Origin of the sequence: Pseudomonas thermotolerans DSM 14292 (genome assembly GCF_000364625.1) — a bacterium.
Taxonomy (GTDB): domain Bacteria; phylum Pseudomonadota; class Gammaproteobacteria; order Pseudomonadales; family Pseudomonadaceae; genus Aquipseudomonas; species Aquipseudomonas thermotolerans.
Map to the genome: position 1 here is coordinate 1 of NZ_KB822631.1, position 16,312 is coordinate 16,312.

Below are 16,312 nucleotides of genomic sequence, written 5' to 3' on the forward strand. Positions count from 1 at the left end.
GACGACGTGGTGCGTTTCTTCCTGGGGGCGGCGGCGGTGGGCATCCTCTGCAAGAAGAACGCCTCCATCTCCGGTGCCGAGGTGGGCTGCCAGGGGGAGGTGGGTTCGGCCTGCGCCATGGCCGCGGCGGGCCTGGCCGAAGTGCTCGGCGGTACCCCGCAGCAGGTGGAGAATGCCGCGGAGATCGGCCTGGAGCACAACCTGGGCCTGACCTGCGACCCGGTGGGTGGGCTGGTTCAGGTGCCCTGCATCGAGCGCAACGCCATAGCCGCGGTGAAGGCCATCAATGCCGCGCAGATGGCCCTGCGCGGCGACGGCGAGCACTTCATCTCCCTGGACCAGGTGATCCGCACCATGCGCGATACCGGTGCAGACATGCACGACAAGTACAAGGAAACCTCGCGCGGTGGCCTGGCCGTGAGTGCGGTGGAGTGCTGATGCCATGACTGCCTGCCAAGCCCACCGCCTACCGCAGCAGCGCCTCGAATCCGTCGGTTTCCTGCTGCTCGACGCATTCAGCCTGATCGCCCTCGCCGGCGCCCTGGAGCCTTTGCGCCTGGCCAACCAGCAGTCCGGAGCGGGCCGTTATCGCTGGTGCATCCTGACGTGCGACGGCAACCCGGTGCGCGCCGGCAACGGCATGCAGCTGACGCCCGAAGGCAGCCTTGCCGAGGCCAGTGGATTGGACTCATTGATTCTTTGCGGCGGCGACAGCGCTCCGCTCGCTCACGCCGGCTTGCTCACGCAACTTCGCGACCTGGCTGAGCGCGGGGTGAAGCTGGGCGCGCTGGAGTCCGCCCGCGCGCTGCTGGTCGAGGCGGGTCTGCTTCCGTGCAGCGAAAGCGTCCCGGCCTGGGCCAGCCGGATGACCCTGCGCGAAGCGCTGGCCAGCGCCCAGCCCAAGTTGCAGGAAGTGATCGCCCTGATGGAGGCCAATCTGGAAGAACCCATCGAACTGGATGACCTGGCCAGCTTCATCGAGCTGTCGCGCCGCCAGCTGGAAAGGCTGTTCCAGAAATACCTGCACTGCTCGCCGTCACGCTATTACCTGAAGCTGCGCCTGCTGCGCGCTCGCCAGCTCCTGCGCCAGACCGCGCTGCCGGTGGTGCAGGTGGCCTCCGGTTGCGGCTTCCTCTCCCCGCAGAATTTCTCCAAGTGCTACCGCGAGCATTTCGGCATTCCGCCCAGCAACGAACGGCTGGACAAACCGCAGCTCTGCCGCGCCGCGATGCACTGAATCCGCTGGCACCACTTCGGGCCCGCCCGTGCCTGGCAGCACGGTCCGGGCCTGTTTTTTTGTGGGTACGGTGTTGGGCCTTTCCCTTGTGGGGGCGAATTCATTCGCTATGGGCAGCGCAGCTGCCCCGGTCGACCTCTTGGGCAGACCTGCGGCCTGCTTAGCGAATGAATTCGCCCCCACAGTAAAAAGCGGACTGTGCCTGCTATGGAAATCCTATTCAGCCCACCTTCCCTCACCCCAACCCTATCCCAGAGGGAGAGAGGACAGTCCGTGCGCGCTTGGCACGTCGCATCCAGCCTGAGTCACCCCTCTCCCTGCGGGAGAGGGGCCGGGGGTGAGGGTGCCCAATCCCCCGCTCGCAGTCATCAAAGACACCTCGGATCGCAACCAAGCCACCCCAGCGGATCTGACCAACTTGGGGTCGGATTCGTACAAAAAATGGCGGGGGGCTTCTGTTGCAATGCTTTCCAACGGCCCACCAGCCCGGTGAGTCGAGTCACTGGAAAACAACAAGGGTTCACCGTCATGCAAATGCCCAAGACGCTCCGCATCCGTAACGGCGACAAGGTCAAGTCCACCTTCTCCGCCCAGGAATACGCCAATCGCCAAGCCAGGCTGCGCGCCCATCTGGCGGCAGAGAATATCGATGCTGCGATCTTCACCTCGTACCACAACATCAACTATTACTCTGACTTCCTCTACTGCTCCTTCGGCCGTCCCTACGCGCTGGTGGTGACCCAGGACGAGGTGATCAGCATCAGCGCCAACATCGACGGTGGCCAGCCGTGGCGCCGCACTGTCGGCACCGACAACATCGTCTACACCGACTGGCAGCGTGATAACTACTTCGTCGCCATCCAGCAGGCCCTGCCCAAGGCGCGCCGCATCGGCATCGAGCATGACCACCTGAACCTGCAGAACCGCGACAAGCTGGCCGCCCGCTATCCGGACGCCGAGCTGGTGGATGTGGCCGCCGCGTGCATGCGCATGCGCATGATCAAGTCCGCCGAGGAGCACGCCATCATCCGCCACGGCGCCCAGGTGGCCGACATCGGCGGCGCCGCGGTGGTCGAGGCGCTGCACGACCAGGTGCCGGAATACGAGGTGGCCCTGCACGCCACCCAGGCCATGATCCGCGAGATCGCCAAGCGCTTCCCCGACGGCGAGCTGATGGACACCTGGACCTGGTTCCAGTCCGGCATCAACACCGATGGCGCGCACAACCCGGTGACCTCGCGCAAGGTGAACAAGGGCGACATCCTCAGCCTGAACTGCTTCCCGATGATTGCCGGCTACTACACCGCGCTTGAGCGCACCCTGTTCCTCGACCACTGCTCCGACGAGCACCTGCGCCTGTGGGAGGTCAACGTCAAGGTCCACGAGGCCGGCCTGAAGCTGATCAGGCCCGGCGCGCGCTGCTGCGACATCGCCCGCGAGCTGAATGAGATCTACCTGGAACACGACCTGCTGCAATACCGCACCTTCGGCTACGGCCACTCCTTCGGCACCCTCAGCCACTACTACGGGCGCGAGGCCGGCCTTGAGCTGCGCGAGGACATCGACACGGTGCTGGAGCCGGGCATGGTGGTCTCCATGGAGCCGATGATCATGCTCCCCGAGGGCCTGCCGGGCGCCGGCGGCTACCGCGAGCACGACATCCTGATCGTCACCGAGCAGGGCGCCGAGAACATCACCCGGTTCCCCTACGGTCCGGAGAAAAACATCATCCGCAAATGACCCACCCCACACCCGCGCAGGCCGACACTGCGCGGGCCGTGGCCACAACAAGAATCGACGCGCGGCATCCACGGGGCCAGCCCCCGCGCACGCGCCGACCTTTGACTACCCGCTGCCGAAATCACCACAACAACAGAGGTAAAGGCGATGGTCAGGTTTGTTTCAGGGACGCTCCTTCGGGGAGCGGCCGACTCAGTGTGTTGCAACGACGGTCGGGACGCTCCCGTCCATACTCCAGGCATTCAGGTGCATGTCCCTTGTGAAGGGGGTGCCCGATGAGCCTTTTCAACCAGACCCTGGCCTATGGCCGGAGCGACAGCCAGATGGCCAGCAGCGAGCGCAGCACTCTCCGCCGCGCGGCGACCGCCAGCTTCATGGGCAACTTCGTCGAGTGGTTCGACTATGCCGCCTACGGTTACCTGGCTGCGGTAATCGCAGTCGTATTCTTCCCGGCTACCGACAAGACCGCCGGCCTTCTGGCCACCTTCGCGGTGTTCGCGATCTCCTTCATCGTCCGCCCCATCGGCGGCATCGTCTGGGGCCATATCGGTGACCGTTATGGCCGGCGCAATGCGCTGTCGCTGTCCATCCTCATCATGTCCGGCGCCACCTTCTGCATCGCGCTGCTGCCGACCTACGCCCAGGTGGGCATGCTGGCGCCGTTGCTGCTGCTCCTGATCCGCCTGGTGCAGGGCTTTTCCGCCTCGGGGGAATACGCCGGCGCGGCGGCCTTCCTCGCCGAATACGCACCGGACAACAAGCGCGGCTTCTACACCTGCCTGGTGCCAGCGAGTACGGCGGCGGGGCTGTTGTTCGGTTCGCTGTTCGCCGCGTTGCTCTACTCGCAGCTGGACTCCGAACAGCTGCACAGCTGGGGCTGGCGCATTCCGTTCCTGCTGGCGGCGCCGCTGGGGCTGATCGGCCGCTACATCCGCCTGCACCTGCAGGACACGCCCAAATTCCGAGAAATGGAACAGGCCATGGAGAAGAAGGAAGCCGAGCACAAGGTGCCGATCCGCGAGCTGCTGGGCGTGCATCGCAAGAAGGTGCTGGTGGCCATTGGCGTCACCTGCCTCAACGCGGTGGCCTTCTACCTGATCCTCAGCTACATGCCGACCTATCTCTCCGCCGAGCTGGGCATGAATGAAACCGATTCCTTCCTGGCCTCCACCGTGTCCCTGGCCACCTACATCGGCTTCATCTTCCTGATGGGCAAGCTGTCGGACCGCTTCGGCCGCAAGACCATGCTGATTGCTGCCTCCATGCTGTTCATCGGCCTCACCATGCCGCTATTCGGGATGCTGGAAGGGCAGGCCTTCGCCTTCATCCTGGCGATCCAGATCGCCTTCGGCCTGATGCTGGCGATCAATGACAGCACCCTGCCGTGTTTCCTCGCCGAGGTATTCCCGACGCGGGTGCGCTACAGCGGCTTCGCCTTCAGCTTCAACACGGCCAACGCCCTGTTCGGCGGTACCGCGCCCTTCATCGCCACCTGGCTGATCAGCCAGACCGGCGACAAGCTGGCCCCGGCCTGGATGCTGGTGATCGCGGCGGTGGTAGCGCTGGTGGCGATGCTCTGCACCCGCGAGACGGCCCGCGGGGCCCTGGCTGACGACTGAGGGCTCGCGCCTGACCGGCGTGGCGCAGTTCCTGGTGCTGATCGGCTGGCCCAGCGTGAACAGCTTCATCGCCGCCATCTCCCTCAGCCATGTGTTCGGTGCGGCATTCGGCTGGCCGGTGTTCGGCCAGCCGGGTTCCACCTGGCCGATGGTCTTCGGCATCCTGCTGACCGCCGTCGCCCAGGGCGTGATCACCTTCCTCGGCCACGAGGCGATCCGCTACCTGGAGCGCATCGCCGGCATCCTCCTGCTGGTGCTGGGAGCCTGGGTGACCCATGTGGTGCTGTCCCAATGGGACGTGAAGCAGATCATGGACTTCAAGGTGGCGACCCCGACCCACAGCGTGGCCTTCTTCATCGACCTGGCTTTCGGCTTCTCCTGGACCTGGGCGCAGGTGGCGGATTTCTCGCGCTTCTCCAAGACTGGCACGGCGGCCAGCGTGGGCAGCTGGCTGGGGCTGAACATCGGCCAGGGCTGGTTCATGGTCGTCGGTGCCGTCGGCGCCATCGGCGTGGCGCTGCAGAGCGGTTTTGTCGACCCGAACAACTCCGACCCCAGCTCCACCCTGGCCACCCTGGGCCTTGGCATGGTGTCGTTCCTGGTGCTGATCTTCGCCACCGTGAGCACCAACGTCACCGTGCTCTACGGCTCGGGCATGGGCCTGCTGGGCGCCTTCAAGGGCCTGACGCCGAAGAAGGCGCTGTCGATCATCGTCGTGCTGCAACTGGTGCTGTGCTTCGTGCCCATGGGCTTCGATTCCTTCCTGCACTACTTCGAGACCTTCCTGGGCGTGATCGGCGGCATCTTCATCCCGCTCTGGACCATCATCCTGGTGGACTACTTCTGCGTACGCGGCAAGCGCCTGTCCGACCGTGATCTGTTCAGCGAAGCCGGCGGCGCCTACTACGGGGCCAATGGCTGGAACGCCGCGGGCATCTTCTCCCTGGTGGCCGGGTTCGCGGTGTACTTCCTGCTGGCTCATGTCTTCAAGGATGTGGCAGCGCAGATCACCGCGAGCTTCCCGGCGATCCTGGTGTCGGGCCTGTGCTACTGGCTGCTGGCGAAGAAGCCGGCGGTGGCCCTGAGCGGGAGTCTCGAACGGGGCGCCTGATTCGTAGGAGCCGTCGACGAAAAACGCCGCTTTCCGGGAGGAGGGCGGCGTTTTTGTTTGGGTTCCCACTTCTCGAATGAATTCGCTCCCACAAACGGAGTGTCCAGATGGCACCGTACCTTGTAGGAGCGAATTCATTCGCGATTGGCGGCGAAGCCGCCCCCCCAGACGGAGGCGGCGTCTCAGACGTGCAATGGACTCTGCTTGCGCTCGCTCCGTGGTGAATGGCCGAAGAAGCGGCTGTAGCACTTGGAGAAGTGCGCCGGGGAGGCGAAGCCGCAGGCCAGGGCGATGTCGCGGACCTGCGATTCGCTGCGCAGCAGCAGGTCGCGGGCGCGGTTCAGGCGCAGTTCCAGGTAGTACTGGCTGGGCGTGCGGTCCAGGTACTTGTGGAACAGCCGCTCCAGCTGGCGCACCGATACCTCGTTGAGCTGCGCCAGTTCTTCCAGTTCCAGCGGTTCTTCCAGGTTGGCTTCCATGATCGCGACGATCTGGCTCAGCTTCGGCTGGGCGTGGCCGAGTTTCTGCCGCAGGGGCACGCGCTGCTGTTCGCGGGCGCCGCGCATGCGGTCGCAAAGCAGCAGCTCGGCGGCGCGGGTGGCGATTTCCACGCCGCCCGGCTCGCGGGCGATCAGCTGCAGGGTCATGTCCATGGACGCGGTGCCGCCGGAGCAGGTGTAGCGGTCGCGGTCCAGCTCGAACAGCTGGTTGGAAATGACAATGCCGGGGAACTTGTCCTTCACGTGCTCGATGTCTTCCCAGTGCACCGTGCAGCGATAGCCCTTGAGCAGTTCGGCGCTGGCCAGCAGGTGGCTGCCGGTGCAGATGCCGCCCAGCGCCACGTCGTGCTGGGCCAGCTTGCGCACCCAGTTGAGCAGGCGGCGGTCATAGCGGAGCGGCATGGGGTTGGAGCCGACGACGAACAGGGCGTCCAGCGCGGGGGCATCCTCAAGGCTGTAGTCGGGGACCACGCGCATGCCGTTGCTGGCCTGCACCGGCTCGTGGTCGGCAGCGATCAGCAGGGTACGGAACAGGGGGCGCTTGGCGGCCAGGTTGGCCATGCGCAGGGTCTCGATCGCCGACGCGAAGCCAATGGTGGTGAAGTTGGGGATCAGCAGGAAACCGAAGGTCTTCACTGCGTTGGGCCGGGATTGGCCCTGGATCTCGTCGACGGGTGGCGCCGCAAATTTCGCAACAGCCATTGGTTTTTCCTCCACAGCATCGACTGTCGTTTTTGGGTATTCGCGTTGAGACAGCAGTCGGAGTGCAGTTCTGTCTTTTCTTGTTCTGGGGCGCGGGAGCTAGTCTGCGCCGGGGCCCAGCTTACACCCATTCCAGCCCTGCATCAGCGGCGTTCCGGCGCACCTTTGGCGGGTTGGCGGGGTGCGCTTCGTTAATCGAACGCTTTTCGTCAGCGGCGTGGGCAAGTTTGGGCATTTACACGTCGCAAACAGGCAAACGGGGTGTCGGACTAACTCGCACAATCGGCCGCAACAGGCTGGTACCGACCGTAATGCAGCGGCAGGTGCCGGACCCCAAAACAACAGAGACGACAGTGGGTTGTCGCAGGAGATCATCGATGTTCAGCAAGCAAGACCAGATCCAGGGTTATGACGACGAACTGTTCAGCGCGATGCAGGAAGAAGAGCGCCGTCAGGAAGACCACATCGAGCTGATCGCCTCGGAAAACTACACCAGCAAGCGCGTGATGGAAGCCCAGGGCAGCGGCCTGACCAACAAGTACGCCGAAGGCTATCCGGGCAAGCGCTACTACGGCGGCTGCGAGTACGTGGACAAGGTGGAGCGCATCGCCATCGAGCGCGCCAAGCAACTGTTCGGCGCCGACTATGCCAACGTCCAGCCGCACTCCGGCTCCCAGGCCAACGCCGCCGTCTACCTGGCGCTGCTGAACCCGGGCGACACCATCCTCGGCATGAGCCTGGCCCACGGCGGCCACCTGACCCACGGCGCCAAGGTCAGTTCCTCCGGCAAGCTGTACAACGCCGTGCAGTACGGCATCGACGCCAACGGCCTGATCGACTACGACGAAGTGGAACGTCTGGCCGTCGAGCACAAGCCGAAGCTGATCGTTGCCGGCTTCTCCGCCTACTCCAAGACCCTCGACTTTCCGCGCTTCCGCGCCATCGCCGACAAGGTCGGGGCCTACCTGTTCGTCGACATGGCCCACGTGGCTGGCCTGGTGGCGGCGGGCCTGTACCCGAATCCGCTGCCCTATGCGGACGTGGTCACCACCACCACCCACAAGACCCTGCGCGGTCCGCGCGGCGGCCTGATCCTCGCCCGCAAGAACGAGGAGATCGAGAAGAAGCTCAATGCCGCGGTGTTCCCGGGTGCCCAGGGCGGCCCGCTGATGCACGTGATCGCCGCCAAGGCGGTGTGCTTCAAGGAGGCGCTGGAGCCGGGCTTCAAGGAGTACCAGCAGCAGGTGATCAAGAACGCCCAGGCCATGGCCAGGGTGTTCATCGAGCGCGGCTATGACGTGGTCTCCGGCGGTACCGACAACCACCTGTTCCTGGTCAGCCTGATCAAGCAGGGGCTGACTGGCAAGGAGGCCGACGAGGCTCTCGGCCGCGCCGGCATCACGGTGAACAAGAACGCCGTGCCCAACGACCCGCAGAGCCCCTTCGTGACCTCCGGCCTGCGCATCGGCACCCCGGCGATCACCACTCGTGGCCTCAAGGAGGCGCAGAGCGCGGAACTGGCCGGCTGGATCTGCGACATCCTCGATCACATCGGCGATGCCGACGTCGAGGCGCGGGTGGCCGTGCAGGTGGCCGGGCTGTGCGCGGACTACCCGGTCTACCGCTGAACACAACAGACTTTCAGGAGCACTTCCATGCAACGTTTTTCCGGCTTCGGTCTGTTCAAGCACTCCCTCAGCCACCACGAGAACTGGCAGCGCATGTGGCGTAACCCGACGCCGAAACCCGTCTACGACGTGGTGATCGTCGGCGGCGGCGGTCACGGTCTGGCTACCGCGTACTACCTGGCCAAGGAGTTCGGCGTGAAGAACGTCGCGGTGGTGGAGAAGGGCTGGCTGGGCGGCGGCAACACCGCGCGCAACACCACCATCGTGCGTTCCAACTACCTGTGGGACGAGGCGGCGCACCTCTACGAGCACGCCATGAAGCTGTGGGAGGGGCTGTCCCAGGATCTCAACTACAACGTCATGTACTCGGCGCGCGGGGTCTACAACCTCTGCCACACTCTGCAGGACATGCGTGACGCCGAGCGCCGGGTCAGCGCCAACCGTCTCAACGGCATCGACGGCGAGCTGCTGGATGCCAAGCAGGTGGCCGAGGAGATTCCCTACCTCGATTGCAGCAAGAACACCCGCTACCCGATTCTCGGCTCCACCGTGCAGCGCCGCGGCGGCGTGGCTCGCCACGACGCGGTGGCCTGGGGCTTCGCCCGCGCCGCCGATGCCCTGGGCGTGGACCTCATCCAGAACACCGAGGTGATCGGTTTCCGCAAGCAAAACGGCGCGGTGATCGGCGTGGAGACCACCAGGGGCTTCATCGGCGCGCGGCGCGTCGGTGTGGTCACTGCCGGCAACTCCGGGCACATGGCGCGTCTGGCCGGCTTCCGTCTGCCGCTGGAATCCCATCCGCTGCAGGCGCTGGTCTCCGAGCCGATCAAGCCGATCATCCACAGCGTGATCATGTCCAACGCCGTGCACGGCTACATCAGCCAGTCGGACAAGGGCGACCTGGTCATCGGCGCCGGCATCGACGGCTACAACGGCTACGGCCAGCGCGGCTCCTACACCACCATCGAACACACCTTGCAGGCCATCGTGGAAATGTTCCCGGTGCTCTCCCGGGTGCGCATGAACCGCCAGTGGGGCGGCATCGTGGATACCACCCCGGACGCCTGCCCGATCATCTCCAAGACTCCGGTGAAGAACCTGTACTTCAACTGCGGCTGGGGTACCGGCGGCTTCAAGGCCACCCCCGGCTCGGGCCATGTGTTCGCCGCCAGCCTGGCGCGCGGCGAGATGCATCCGCTGGCTCAGCCGTTCTCCATCGAGCGCTTCTACACCGGCGCGCTGATCGACGAGCACGGCGCCGCGGCGGTGGCGCACTGAGGACGCGCGAAGGAAGGCGTCGAGTGAGCCTCGCGCGCACGTGGAGGAAACCGGCCCGCCGGGCCGGGTGAGGCTGTTGGCGGCGAGCACCGCGGCCTTCACCTGAAGCCCCTCTTCCAGGAGGGGCGCAACGAACCAATTGCTAACCCCTGTCCCGAGCGGGAGAGGGGACGAAGTACCAGGAGGCCCCAACCATGCTGCACATCTTCTGTCCCCATTGCGGAGAACAGCGCTCCGAAGAGGAATTCCATGCCAAGGGCCAGGCGCACATCGCCCGTCCGCTGGATCCGGATGCCTGCACCGACGAGGAGTGGGGCGAATACATGTTCTTCCGCGACAACCCGCGCGGCCTGCACCACGAGCTGTGGGTGCATTCGGCGGGCTGCCGCAAGTACTTCAACGTCACCCGCCACACGGTGACCTACGAGATTCTGGAAACCTACAAGATCGGCGAGCGTCCCGGCGTATCCGAGAAGAAGGCCGTCGAACAAGGAGTACCGGCATGAGCCAGGTCAATCGTCTCCCCGGCGGCGGCCGCATCGACCGCAGCCAGCCCCTGACCTTCACCTTCAACGGCCAGACCTACCAAGGCTACGCCGGCGACACCCTGGCCGCCGCGCTGCTGGCCAACGGCGTCGACGTGGTCGGCCGCAGCTTCAAGTACTCGCGGCCGCGCGGCATCGTCGCCGCCGGTGCCGAGGAGCCCAATGCCGTGCTGCAGCTGGGTTCCTGCGAGGCCGCCCAGGTGCCCAACGTGCGGGCCACCCAGCAGGCGCTGTTCAACGGCCTGGTGGCGCGCAGCACCAACGGCTGGCCGAGCGTCGATACCGACCTCATGGCGCTGGTCGGCAAGGTCGGCGGCAAGCTGATGCCGCCGGGCTTCTACTACAAGACCTTCATGTACCCGCAGAGCCTCTGGCTGACCTACGAGAAGTACATCCGCAAGGCCGCGGGCCTGGGCCGGGCGCCCACCGAGAGGGACCCGGACATCTACGACCATGTCAACCGACACTGCGACGTGCTGGTGGTCGGCGCCGGCCCGGCCGGTCTGGCTGCCGCGCTGGCCGCCGCACGCAGCGGCGCGCGGGTGATCCTCGCGGACGAGCAGGAGGAATTCGGCGGCAGCCTGCTGGATACCCGCGAGACCCTGGACGGCCAGCCGGCCGCCGAGTGGGTGGCCAAGGCTCTCGCCGAGCTGGAGAAGATGCCGGAAGTGACCCTGCTGCCGCGCGCCACGGTGAACGGCTACCACGACCACAACTTCCTGACCATCCACCAGCGCCTCACCGACCACCTCGGCGAAGTGGCGCCGCTGGGCGCCAACGGCGTACGCCAGGCCCGCCAGCGCATCCACCGCGTGCGCGCCAAGCGTGTGGTGCTGGCCACCGGCGCCCATGAGCGACCGCTGGTCTACGCCAACAACGACGTGCCGGGCAACATGTTGGCTGGCGCGGTGTCCACCTACCTGCGCCGCTACGCGGTGGCCCCGGGCCGTCGCCTGGTGCTGTCCACCAACAACGACTACGCCTACCGCGTGGTGCTCGACTGGCTGGACGCCGGCCTGGAAGTGGCCGCGGTCGCCGATGCGCGCAGCAACCCGCAGGGCGACTGGGTCAACGAGGCGCGCCGCCGCGGCGTGCGCATCCTCACTGGCAGCGCGGTGGTGGAATGCCTGGGCAGCAAGCGGGTCAGCGGCGCGCGGATCTGCGCCATCGACGCCCAGGCCGGCAAGGTGGTCGGCACCGGCGAGCGCATCGACTGTGACCTGATCGCCAGCTCCGGCGGCTACAGCCCGGTGGTGCACCTGGCTTCGCACCTCGGTGGCCGTCCGCAGTGGCGCGAGGACATCCTGGCCTTCGTCCCCGGTCCGGGCAATGGCGTGCAGCTGCGCATCGATGCCGGCGCGGTGAACGGCGTGTTCAGCCTCGGCGAGGTGCTCACCGATGGCTACCGGGCCGGTGCCCAGGCGGCCGAGGAGGCCGGCTTCAAGGCGGTCGACGGCAGTCTGCCGAAGGCCGAGGCGCGCCGCGAGGAAGCGACCGTGGCGCTGTTCCTGGTACCGCACGACAAGCCCACCTCGCGGGCGCCCAAGCAGTTCGTCGACCTGCAGAACGACGTCACCGCCGCCGGCATCGAGCTGGCGGTACGCGAGGGCTTCGAGTCGGTCGAGCACGTCAAGCGTTACACTGCCCTGGGCTTCGGCACGGATCAGGGCAAGCTGGGCAACATCAACGGCCTGGCCATCGCCGCGCGGGCGCTGGGGATCAGCATCCCGCAGATGGGAACCACCATGTTCCGCCCGAACTACACCCCGGTGACCTTCGGCGCGGTGACCGGCCGCCACTGCGGCCATCTGTTCGAGCCCAAGCGCTACACCGCGCTGCACCGCTGGCACCTGGAGAATGGCGCCGAGTTCGAGGACGTCGGCCAGTGGAAGCGCCCCTGGTACTTCCCGAAACCGGGTGAGGACATGCACGCCGCGGTGGCCCGCGAGTGCCTGGCGGTGCGCAACGCGGTGGGCATCCTCGACGCTTCCACCCTGGGCAAGATCGACATCCAGGGGCCGGATGCCCGCGAGTTCCTCAACCGCGTGTACACCAACGCCTGGACCAAGCTGGACGTGGGCAAGGCCCGCTACGGTCTGATGTGCAAGGAAGACGGCATGGTCTTCGACGACGGCGTCACCGCCTGTCTCGGCGACAACCATTTCCTGATGACCACCACCACCGGCGGCGCGGCGCGCGTGCTGGAGTGGCTGGAGCTGTATCACCAGACCGAATGGCCGGAGCTGAAGGTGTACTTCACCTCGGTCACCGACCACTGGGCGACCATGACCCTGTCTGGGCCGAACAGCCGGAAGCTGCTCGCCGAGGTGACCGACATCGACCTGAGCAACGAAGCCTTCCCGTTCATGAGCTGGAAGGAGGGCCAGGTGGGCGGCGTGCCGGCGCGGGTGTTCCGCATCTCCTTCACCGGCGAGCTGTCCTACGAGATCAACGTCCAGGCCGACTACGCCATGGGCGTCTGGGAGCAACTGATCGAGGCGGGCCAGCGCTACGGCCTGACTCCCTACGGCACCGAGACCATGCACGTCCTGCGCGCCGAGAAGGGTTTCATCATCGTCGGCCAGGACACCGATGGCTCGGTGACCCCGGACGACCTCAACATGGGCTGGTGCGTGGGCCGCAACAAGCCGTTCTCGTGGATCGGCCGGCGCGGCATGAACCGCGCGGACTGCCTGCGCGAGGACCGCAAGCAACTGGTCGGCCTGAAGCCGGTCAACCCCAACCAGGTGCTGCCGGAAGGGGCCCAGCTGGTGTTCGATCCCAGGCAGTCGATCCCCATGCAGATGGTCGGCCACGTCACCTCCAGCTACAGGAGCGCGGCGCTGGGCTGCTCCATCGCCCTGGCGCTGGTCAAGGGCGGCCTCAAGCGCATGGGCGAGCGGGTCTTCGCGCCGCTGGCCGACGGCAGCGTGATCGAGGCGGAGATCTGCAGCTCGGTGTTCTACGACCCGAAGGGCGAACGCCAGAACGTATGAGGCCGGCGCGAGCCGAATCGAAGGAATACAGGGGGCGCCCGAGCGCCCCAGGCAGGTGAACCATGACCGCAGTGAACGTGTATCAACAACGCCCGAACGGCGCGGCCCGCGCGGAGTCGCCGCTGTACCACGCCGGCCTCGACGAGCTGGCCGGCAAGGGCAGCCCGCAGGCCGGGGTGCGCCTGCGCGAGAAGAAGCTGCTGGGCCACCTGGTCCTGCGCGGCAATGCCAAGGACCCGGCCTTCGCCGCCGGGGTGCATCGGGCCCTGGGCCTGGAGCTGCCGGTGGCGCTGACCCTGGTGGCGCGCGGCGAGACCTCGCTGCAGTGGTTGGGCCCGGACGAATGGCTGCTGATCGTGCCGAGTGGCGAGGAATTCGCCGCCGAGCAGCGTCTGCGCGAAGCCCTGGTTGGGCAGCACATCTCGGTGGTGAACGTCAGCGGCGGGCAGACCCTGCTGGAACTGAGCGGTCCCAAGGCTCGCGAAGTGCTGATGAAGTCCACCCCGTACGACGTGCACCCGCTGAACTTTCCGGTGGGCAAGGCGGTGGGCAGCACCTTCGCCAAGACCCAGCTGGTGATCCGCCACGTTTCCGAAGACACCTGGGAACTGCTGGTGCGCCGCAGCTTCGCCGACTACGTCTGGCTGTGGCTGCAGGACGCCAGCGCGGAGTTCGGCCTGGCCATCCAGGCCTGAGCCGCACGCCCCTGCGGCCTCTTCCGGGTGCGGGGTTGCTCCTGCACCCGGCGCCTGGCCCGCAACGGGCGCGGGCCGGGGCAGGTCGAGCCCCGCCCGCGGAGCGGCATGGGGAGCCCTTCAACCTGCAGACAGGAGGCATAGAGCATGAGCCGGAGCCCCGATACCTGGATTCTCAGCGCCCAGTGCCCGAGCGTGCTGGGCACCGTGGATGCGGTGACGCGCTTTCTGTTCGAGCAGCGCTGCTACGTCACCGAGCATCATTCGTTCGACGACCGGCTGTCCGGGCGCTTCTTCATCCGCGTCGAGTTCCGACAGCCGGAGGGCTTCGACGAGGCGGGCTTCCGCGCCGGGCTGGAGGAGCGCCTGGCGCCCTTCGGCATGCAGGTCGAGCTGACCCCGCCGGGCTACCGGGCCAGGGTGGTGATCATGGTCTCCAAGGCCGACCACTGTCTGAACGACCTGCTGTACCGCCAGCGCATTGGCCAGCTGCCGATGGACGTGGTGGCGGTGATCTCCAACCACCCGGATTTGGAGCCGCTGGCCCGCTGGCACGGCATTCCCTACCACCATTTCCCCATCGACCCGACCAACAAGGCCACCCAGGAGCGTCAGGTGCTGGCGGTGATCGAGGAAACCGGCGCCGAACTGGTGGTGCTGGCCCGTTACATGCAGGTGCTGTCGCCGGAACTCTGTCGCCGGCTGGACGGCTGGGCGATCAACATCCACCACTCGCTGCTGCCCGGTTTCAAGGGCGCCAAGCCCTATCACCAGGCCTACCAGAAGGGCGTCAAGCTGGTCGGCGCCACCGCCCACTACATCAACAACGACCTGGACGAGGGGCCGATCATCGCCCAGGGCGGCGAGCCGGTGGACCACGCCCACTATCCCGAGGATCTGATCGCCAAGGGCCGTGACATCGAGTGCCTGACCCTGGCCCGGGCCGTCGGCTACCACCTGGAGCGCCGGGTGTTCCTCAACGCCAACCGCACCGTGGTGCTCAACCCCTGACCCCGAACGCGCCGGCTCACCCCTGGCCGGACGCCGCCGATGCAATACAATCGTGGCTGATTCAGGTGAGCGGCCCGGATGACGCGCCGTACGGCTGGCGACCCGCAACGTCACCTGACCCGACCCACGCCACCGTGGAGGACAGCCCACGGTGTTACTTCGAGGAGCCTGCGGGCTCCTCTTTTTATGGCCTTGCGATCACTGCCGGGCCGCGTCCAGACCGGCCTGCAGGGCCTGGTCCCAGGGCGGCGGAAAGCCGAAGCGCTGCTTGAGAAAGCCGAGCAGCAGGCGGGTGCGCGGGCTGGCTTCGCGCTCCAGGCGCAGCGCGTAGATGCTGGACGGTTCCGCTGGCGGCAGGCCGTTCTCGCAGAACAGTGGCAGCAGCTCGCCGCGCAGCAGGTGCTCGCCGATCAGCCAGGTCGGCAGGTGGGCGATGCCCAGGCCGGCGAGGGCGCTGAACAGCAGGGTCTCGGCGTTGTTGCTGGTCTCCCGCATGCGCCGGGGCTTGCACAGCTGCAGCCGGCCGTCCACTTCGAAGCGCCAGGCGTAGGGCGGTGCCAGACTGTCCCAGTCGAGGCCATGGTGCTCTTCCAGCTCCAGTGGGCTGCGCGGAATGCCGTGGCGGCGCAGGTAATCGGGGCTGGCGCAGACGATGCGGGTCATGGAGGCCAGCGGGGTGGCCACCAGGCGGCGGTCCGGGAGCGGGCCGATGCGCACCACGATGTCCACCTCGCCGAGGTGCTCGCCTTCCAGGTCGGTGAAGCTGTCGATCAGCCGCAGCTGGACGTCGAGGCCCGGGTTGGCGCGCAGGAACTCGGCGATCGCCGGGCCCAGATGGCGGCGGCCGAAGGGCGAGGGCGCGTCGATGCGGATCAGGCCCTCGGGTGCGCTGCTCAGGGAGACCGCCTCGGCCCGGGCCAGGTGCAGCTCGGCGAGGATGCGCCGGGCCCGTTCGGCGAAGGCCAGCCTGCGGATTCCACGCCATCCGGCCACCCAGTCCGCTCTCATCTGGCCAGGCATTCCACGGCCATCTGGCCACCTGTTCCACGGCCATCCGGCCGGGCAGTCGGAGCGCAGCGACGCAGGGGTTGCATTGTTAGTCTGAGGTGCCCGGTGTCGTCAATTTCTTCACCCGCTTTCTCATCGATTCGCCCTTGAGGTTGATCCGGTAGGCGTTGTGCACCAGGCGGTCGAGGATGGCGTCGGCCAGGGTTGGATCGCCGATCAGTTCGTGCCAGTTGTCCACGGGC

12 protein-coding genes and 2 pseudogenes are annotated in these 16,312 nt (G+C 66.7%); 11 read left to right on the forward strand and 3 right to left on the reverse strand.

Features of this window, described 5'->3' with window-relative positions; all coding sequences use genetic code 11:
* From H165_RS0117065 to H165_RS18795, 5 genes and pseudogenes are all read left to right on the forward strand, one after another.
* Nucleotides 1-438: L-serine ammonia-lyase, iron-sulfur-dependent, subunit alpha (locus tag H165_RS0117065; protein ID WP_017940156.1), on the forward strand; the 438-nt coding region annotated here is incomplete at its 5' end.
* Nucleotides 439-862: 424 nt separating this feature from the next.
* Nucleotides 863-1,210 (forward strand): annotated as a pseudogene (locus H165_RS20295) (helix-turn-helix domain-containing protein); the annotation flags it as partial.
* A 555-nt stretch (nt 1,211-1,765) separates the two neighbouring features.
* On the forward strand, nt 1,766-2,977 hold the full coding sequence (locus H165_RS0117075) for a M24 family metallopeptidase (RefSeq protein ID WP_026146702.1): 1,212 nt from the start codon (nt 1,766-1,768) through the stop codon (nt 2,975-2,977).
* A gap of 275 nt (nt 2,978-3,252) precedes the next feature.
* On the forward strand, nt 3,253-4,596 hold the full coding sequence (locus H165_RS0117080; RefSeq protein ID WP_017940159.1) for an MFS transporter: 1,344 nt from the start codon (nt 3,253-3,255) through the stop codon (nt 4,594-4,596).
* A 10-nt stretch (nt 4,597-4,606) separates the two neighbouring features.
* Nucleotides 4,607-5,707 carry a purine-cytosine permease family protein gene (locus H165_RS18795; protein WP_081609378.1) on the forward strand — a complete coding sequence of 367 codons (1,101 nt, stop codon included), beginning with the start codon at nt 4,607-4,609 and terminating at the stop codon, nt 5,705-5,707.
* Nucleotides 5,708-5,889: 182 nt separating this feature from the next.
* Here H165_RS18795 and H165_RS0117090 read toward each other — a convergent pair whose 3' ends face one another.
* Nucleotides 5,890-6,909 (reverse strand): GlxA family transcriptional regulator, encoded by a 1,020-nt coding sequence (locus tag H165_RS0117090; protein WP_017940161.1) that lies wholly within the window; start codon nt 6,907-6,909, stop codon nt 5,890-5,892.
* A gap of 377 nt (nt 6,910-7,286) precedes the next feature.
* Here H165_RS0117090 and glyA point away from each other — a divergent pair, with 377 nt between their 5' ends.
* The 6 genes from glyA (at nt 7,287) to purU (ending at nt 15,062) form a co-directional block, all read left to right on the forward strand.
* Nucleotides 7,287-8,537: a serine hydroxymethyltransferase gene (glyA, locus tag H165_RS0117100; protein WP_017940162.1), complete on the forward strand. Its 1,251-nt coding sequence runs from the start codon at nt 7,287-7,289 to the stop codon at nt 8,535-8,537.
* Between the two features lie 27 nt (nt 8,538-8,564).
* Nucleotides 8,565-9,815 (forward strand): sarcosine oxidase subunit beta family protein, encoded by a 1,251-nt coding sequence (locus tag H165_RS0117105; RefSeq protein ID WP_017940163.1) that lies wholly within the window; start codon nt 8,565-8,567, stop codon nt 9,813-9,815.
* Nucleotides 9,816-10,009: 194 nt separating this feature from the next.
* A complete protein-coding gene (locus H165_RS0117110) occupies nt 10,010-10,321 on the forward strand; it encodes a sarcosine oxidase subunit delta (RefSeq protein ID WP_017940164.1) in 312 nt (103 codons plus the stop codon).
* Complete coding sequence (locus H165_RS0117115) at nt 10,318-13,356, forward strand: sarcosine oxidase subunit alpha (protein WP_017940165.1); 3,039 nt, start codon at nt 10,318-10,320, stop codon at nt 13,354-13,356. Before H165_RS0117110 ends, H165_RS0117115 begins: the two co-directional genes overlap by 4 nt.
* 62 nt (nt 13,357-13,418) lie before the next feature.
* On the forward strand, nt 13,419-14,051 hold the full coding sequence (locus H165_RS0117120) for a sarcosine oxidase subunit gamma (protein WP_017940166.1): 633 nt from the start codon (nt 13,419-13,421) through the stop codon (nt 14,049-14,051).
* A gap of 147 nt (nt 14,052-14,198) precedes the next feature.
* Nucleotides 14,199-15,062 (forward strand): formyltetrahydrofolate deformylase, encoded by an 864-nt coding sequence (purU, locus tag H165_RS0117125; RefSeq protein ID WP_017940167.1) that lies wholly within the window; start codon nt 14,199-14,201, stop codon nt 15,060-15,062.
* Nucleotides 15,063-15,260: 198 nt separating this feature from the next.
* On the opposite strand, the pseudogene H165_RS0117130 reads toward purU, so the two are convergent.
* Nucleotides 15,261-16,028: pseudogene (locus H165_RS0117130) on the reverse strand (substrate binding domain-containing protein); the annotation flags it as partial.
* Between the two features lie 130 nt (nt 16,029-16,158).
* Nucleotides 16,159-16,312, reverse strand: a 154-nt coding sequence (locus H165_RS0117135) for an ATP-binding protein (protein WP_017940064.1), incomplete at its 5' end; no start/stop codon positions are given.

Coding starts and splice junctions, on each gene's coding strand:
- H165_RS0117075 (WP_026146702.1), top strand. CDS start 1,766: ATGCAAATGCCCAAGACGCTCCGCATCCGTAACGGCGACAAGGTCAAG.
- H165_RS0117080 (WP_017940159.1), top strand. CDS start 3,253: ATGAGCCTTTTCAACCAGACCCTGGCCTATGGCCGGAGCGACAGCCAG.
- H165_RS0117090 (WP_017940161.1), bottom strand. CDS start 6,909: ATGGCTGTTGCGAAATTTGCGGCGCCACCCGTCGACGAGATCCAGGGC.
- glyA (WP_017940162.1), top strand. CDS start 7,287: ATGTTCAGCAAGCAAGACCAGATCCAGGGTTATGACGACGAACTGTTC.
- H165_RS0117105 (WP_017940163.1), top strand. CDS start 8,565: ATGCAACGTTTTTCCGGCTTCGGTCTGTTCAAGCACTCCCTCAGCCAC.
- H165_RS0117110 (WP_017940164.1), top strand. CDS start 10,010: ATGCTGCACATCTTCTGTCCCCATTGCGGAGAACAGCGCTCCGAAGAG.
- H165_RS0117115 (WP_017940165.1), top strand. CDS start 10,318: ATGAGCCAGGTCAATCGTCTCCCCGGCGGCGGCCGCATCGACCGCAGC.
- H165_RS0117120 (WP_017940166.1), top strand. CDS start 13,419: ATGACCGCAGTGAACGTGTATCAACAACGCCCGAACGGCGCGGCCCGC.
- purU (WP_017940167.1), top strand. CDS start 14,199: ATGAGCCGGAGCCCCGATACCTGGATTCTCAGCGCCCAGTGCCCGAGC.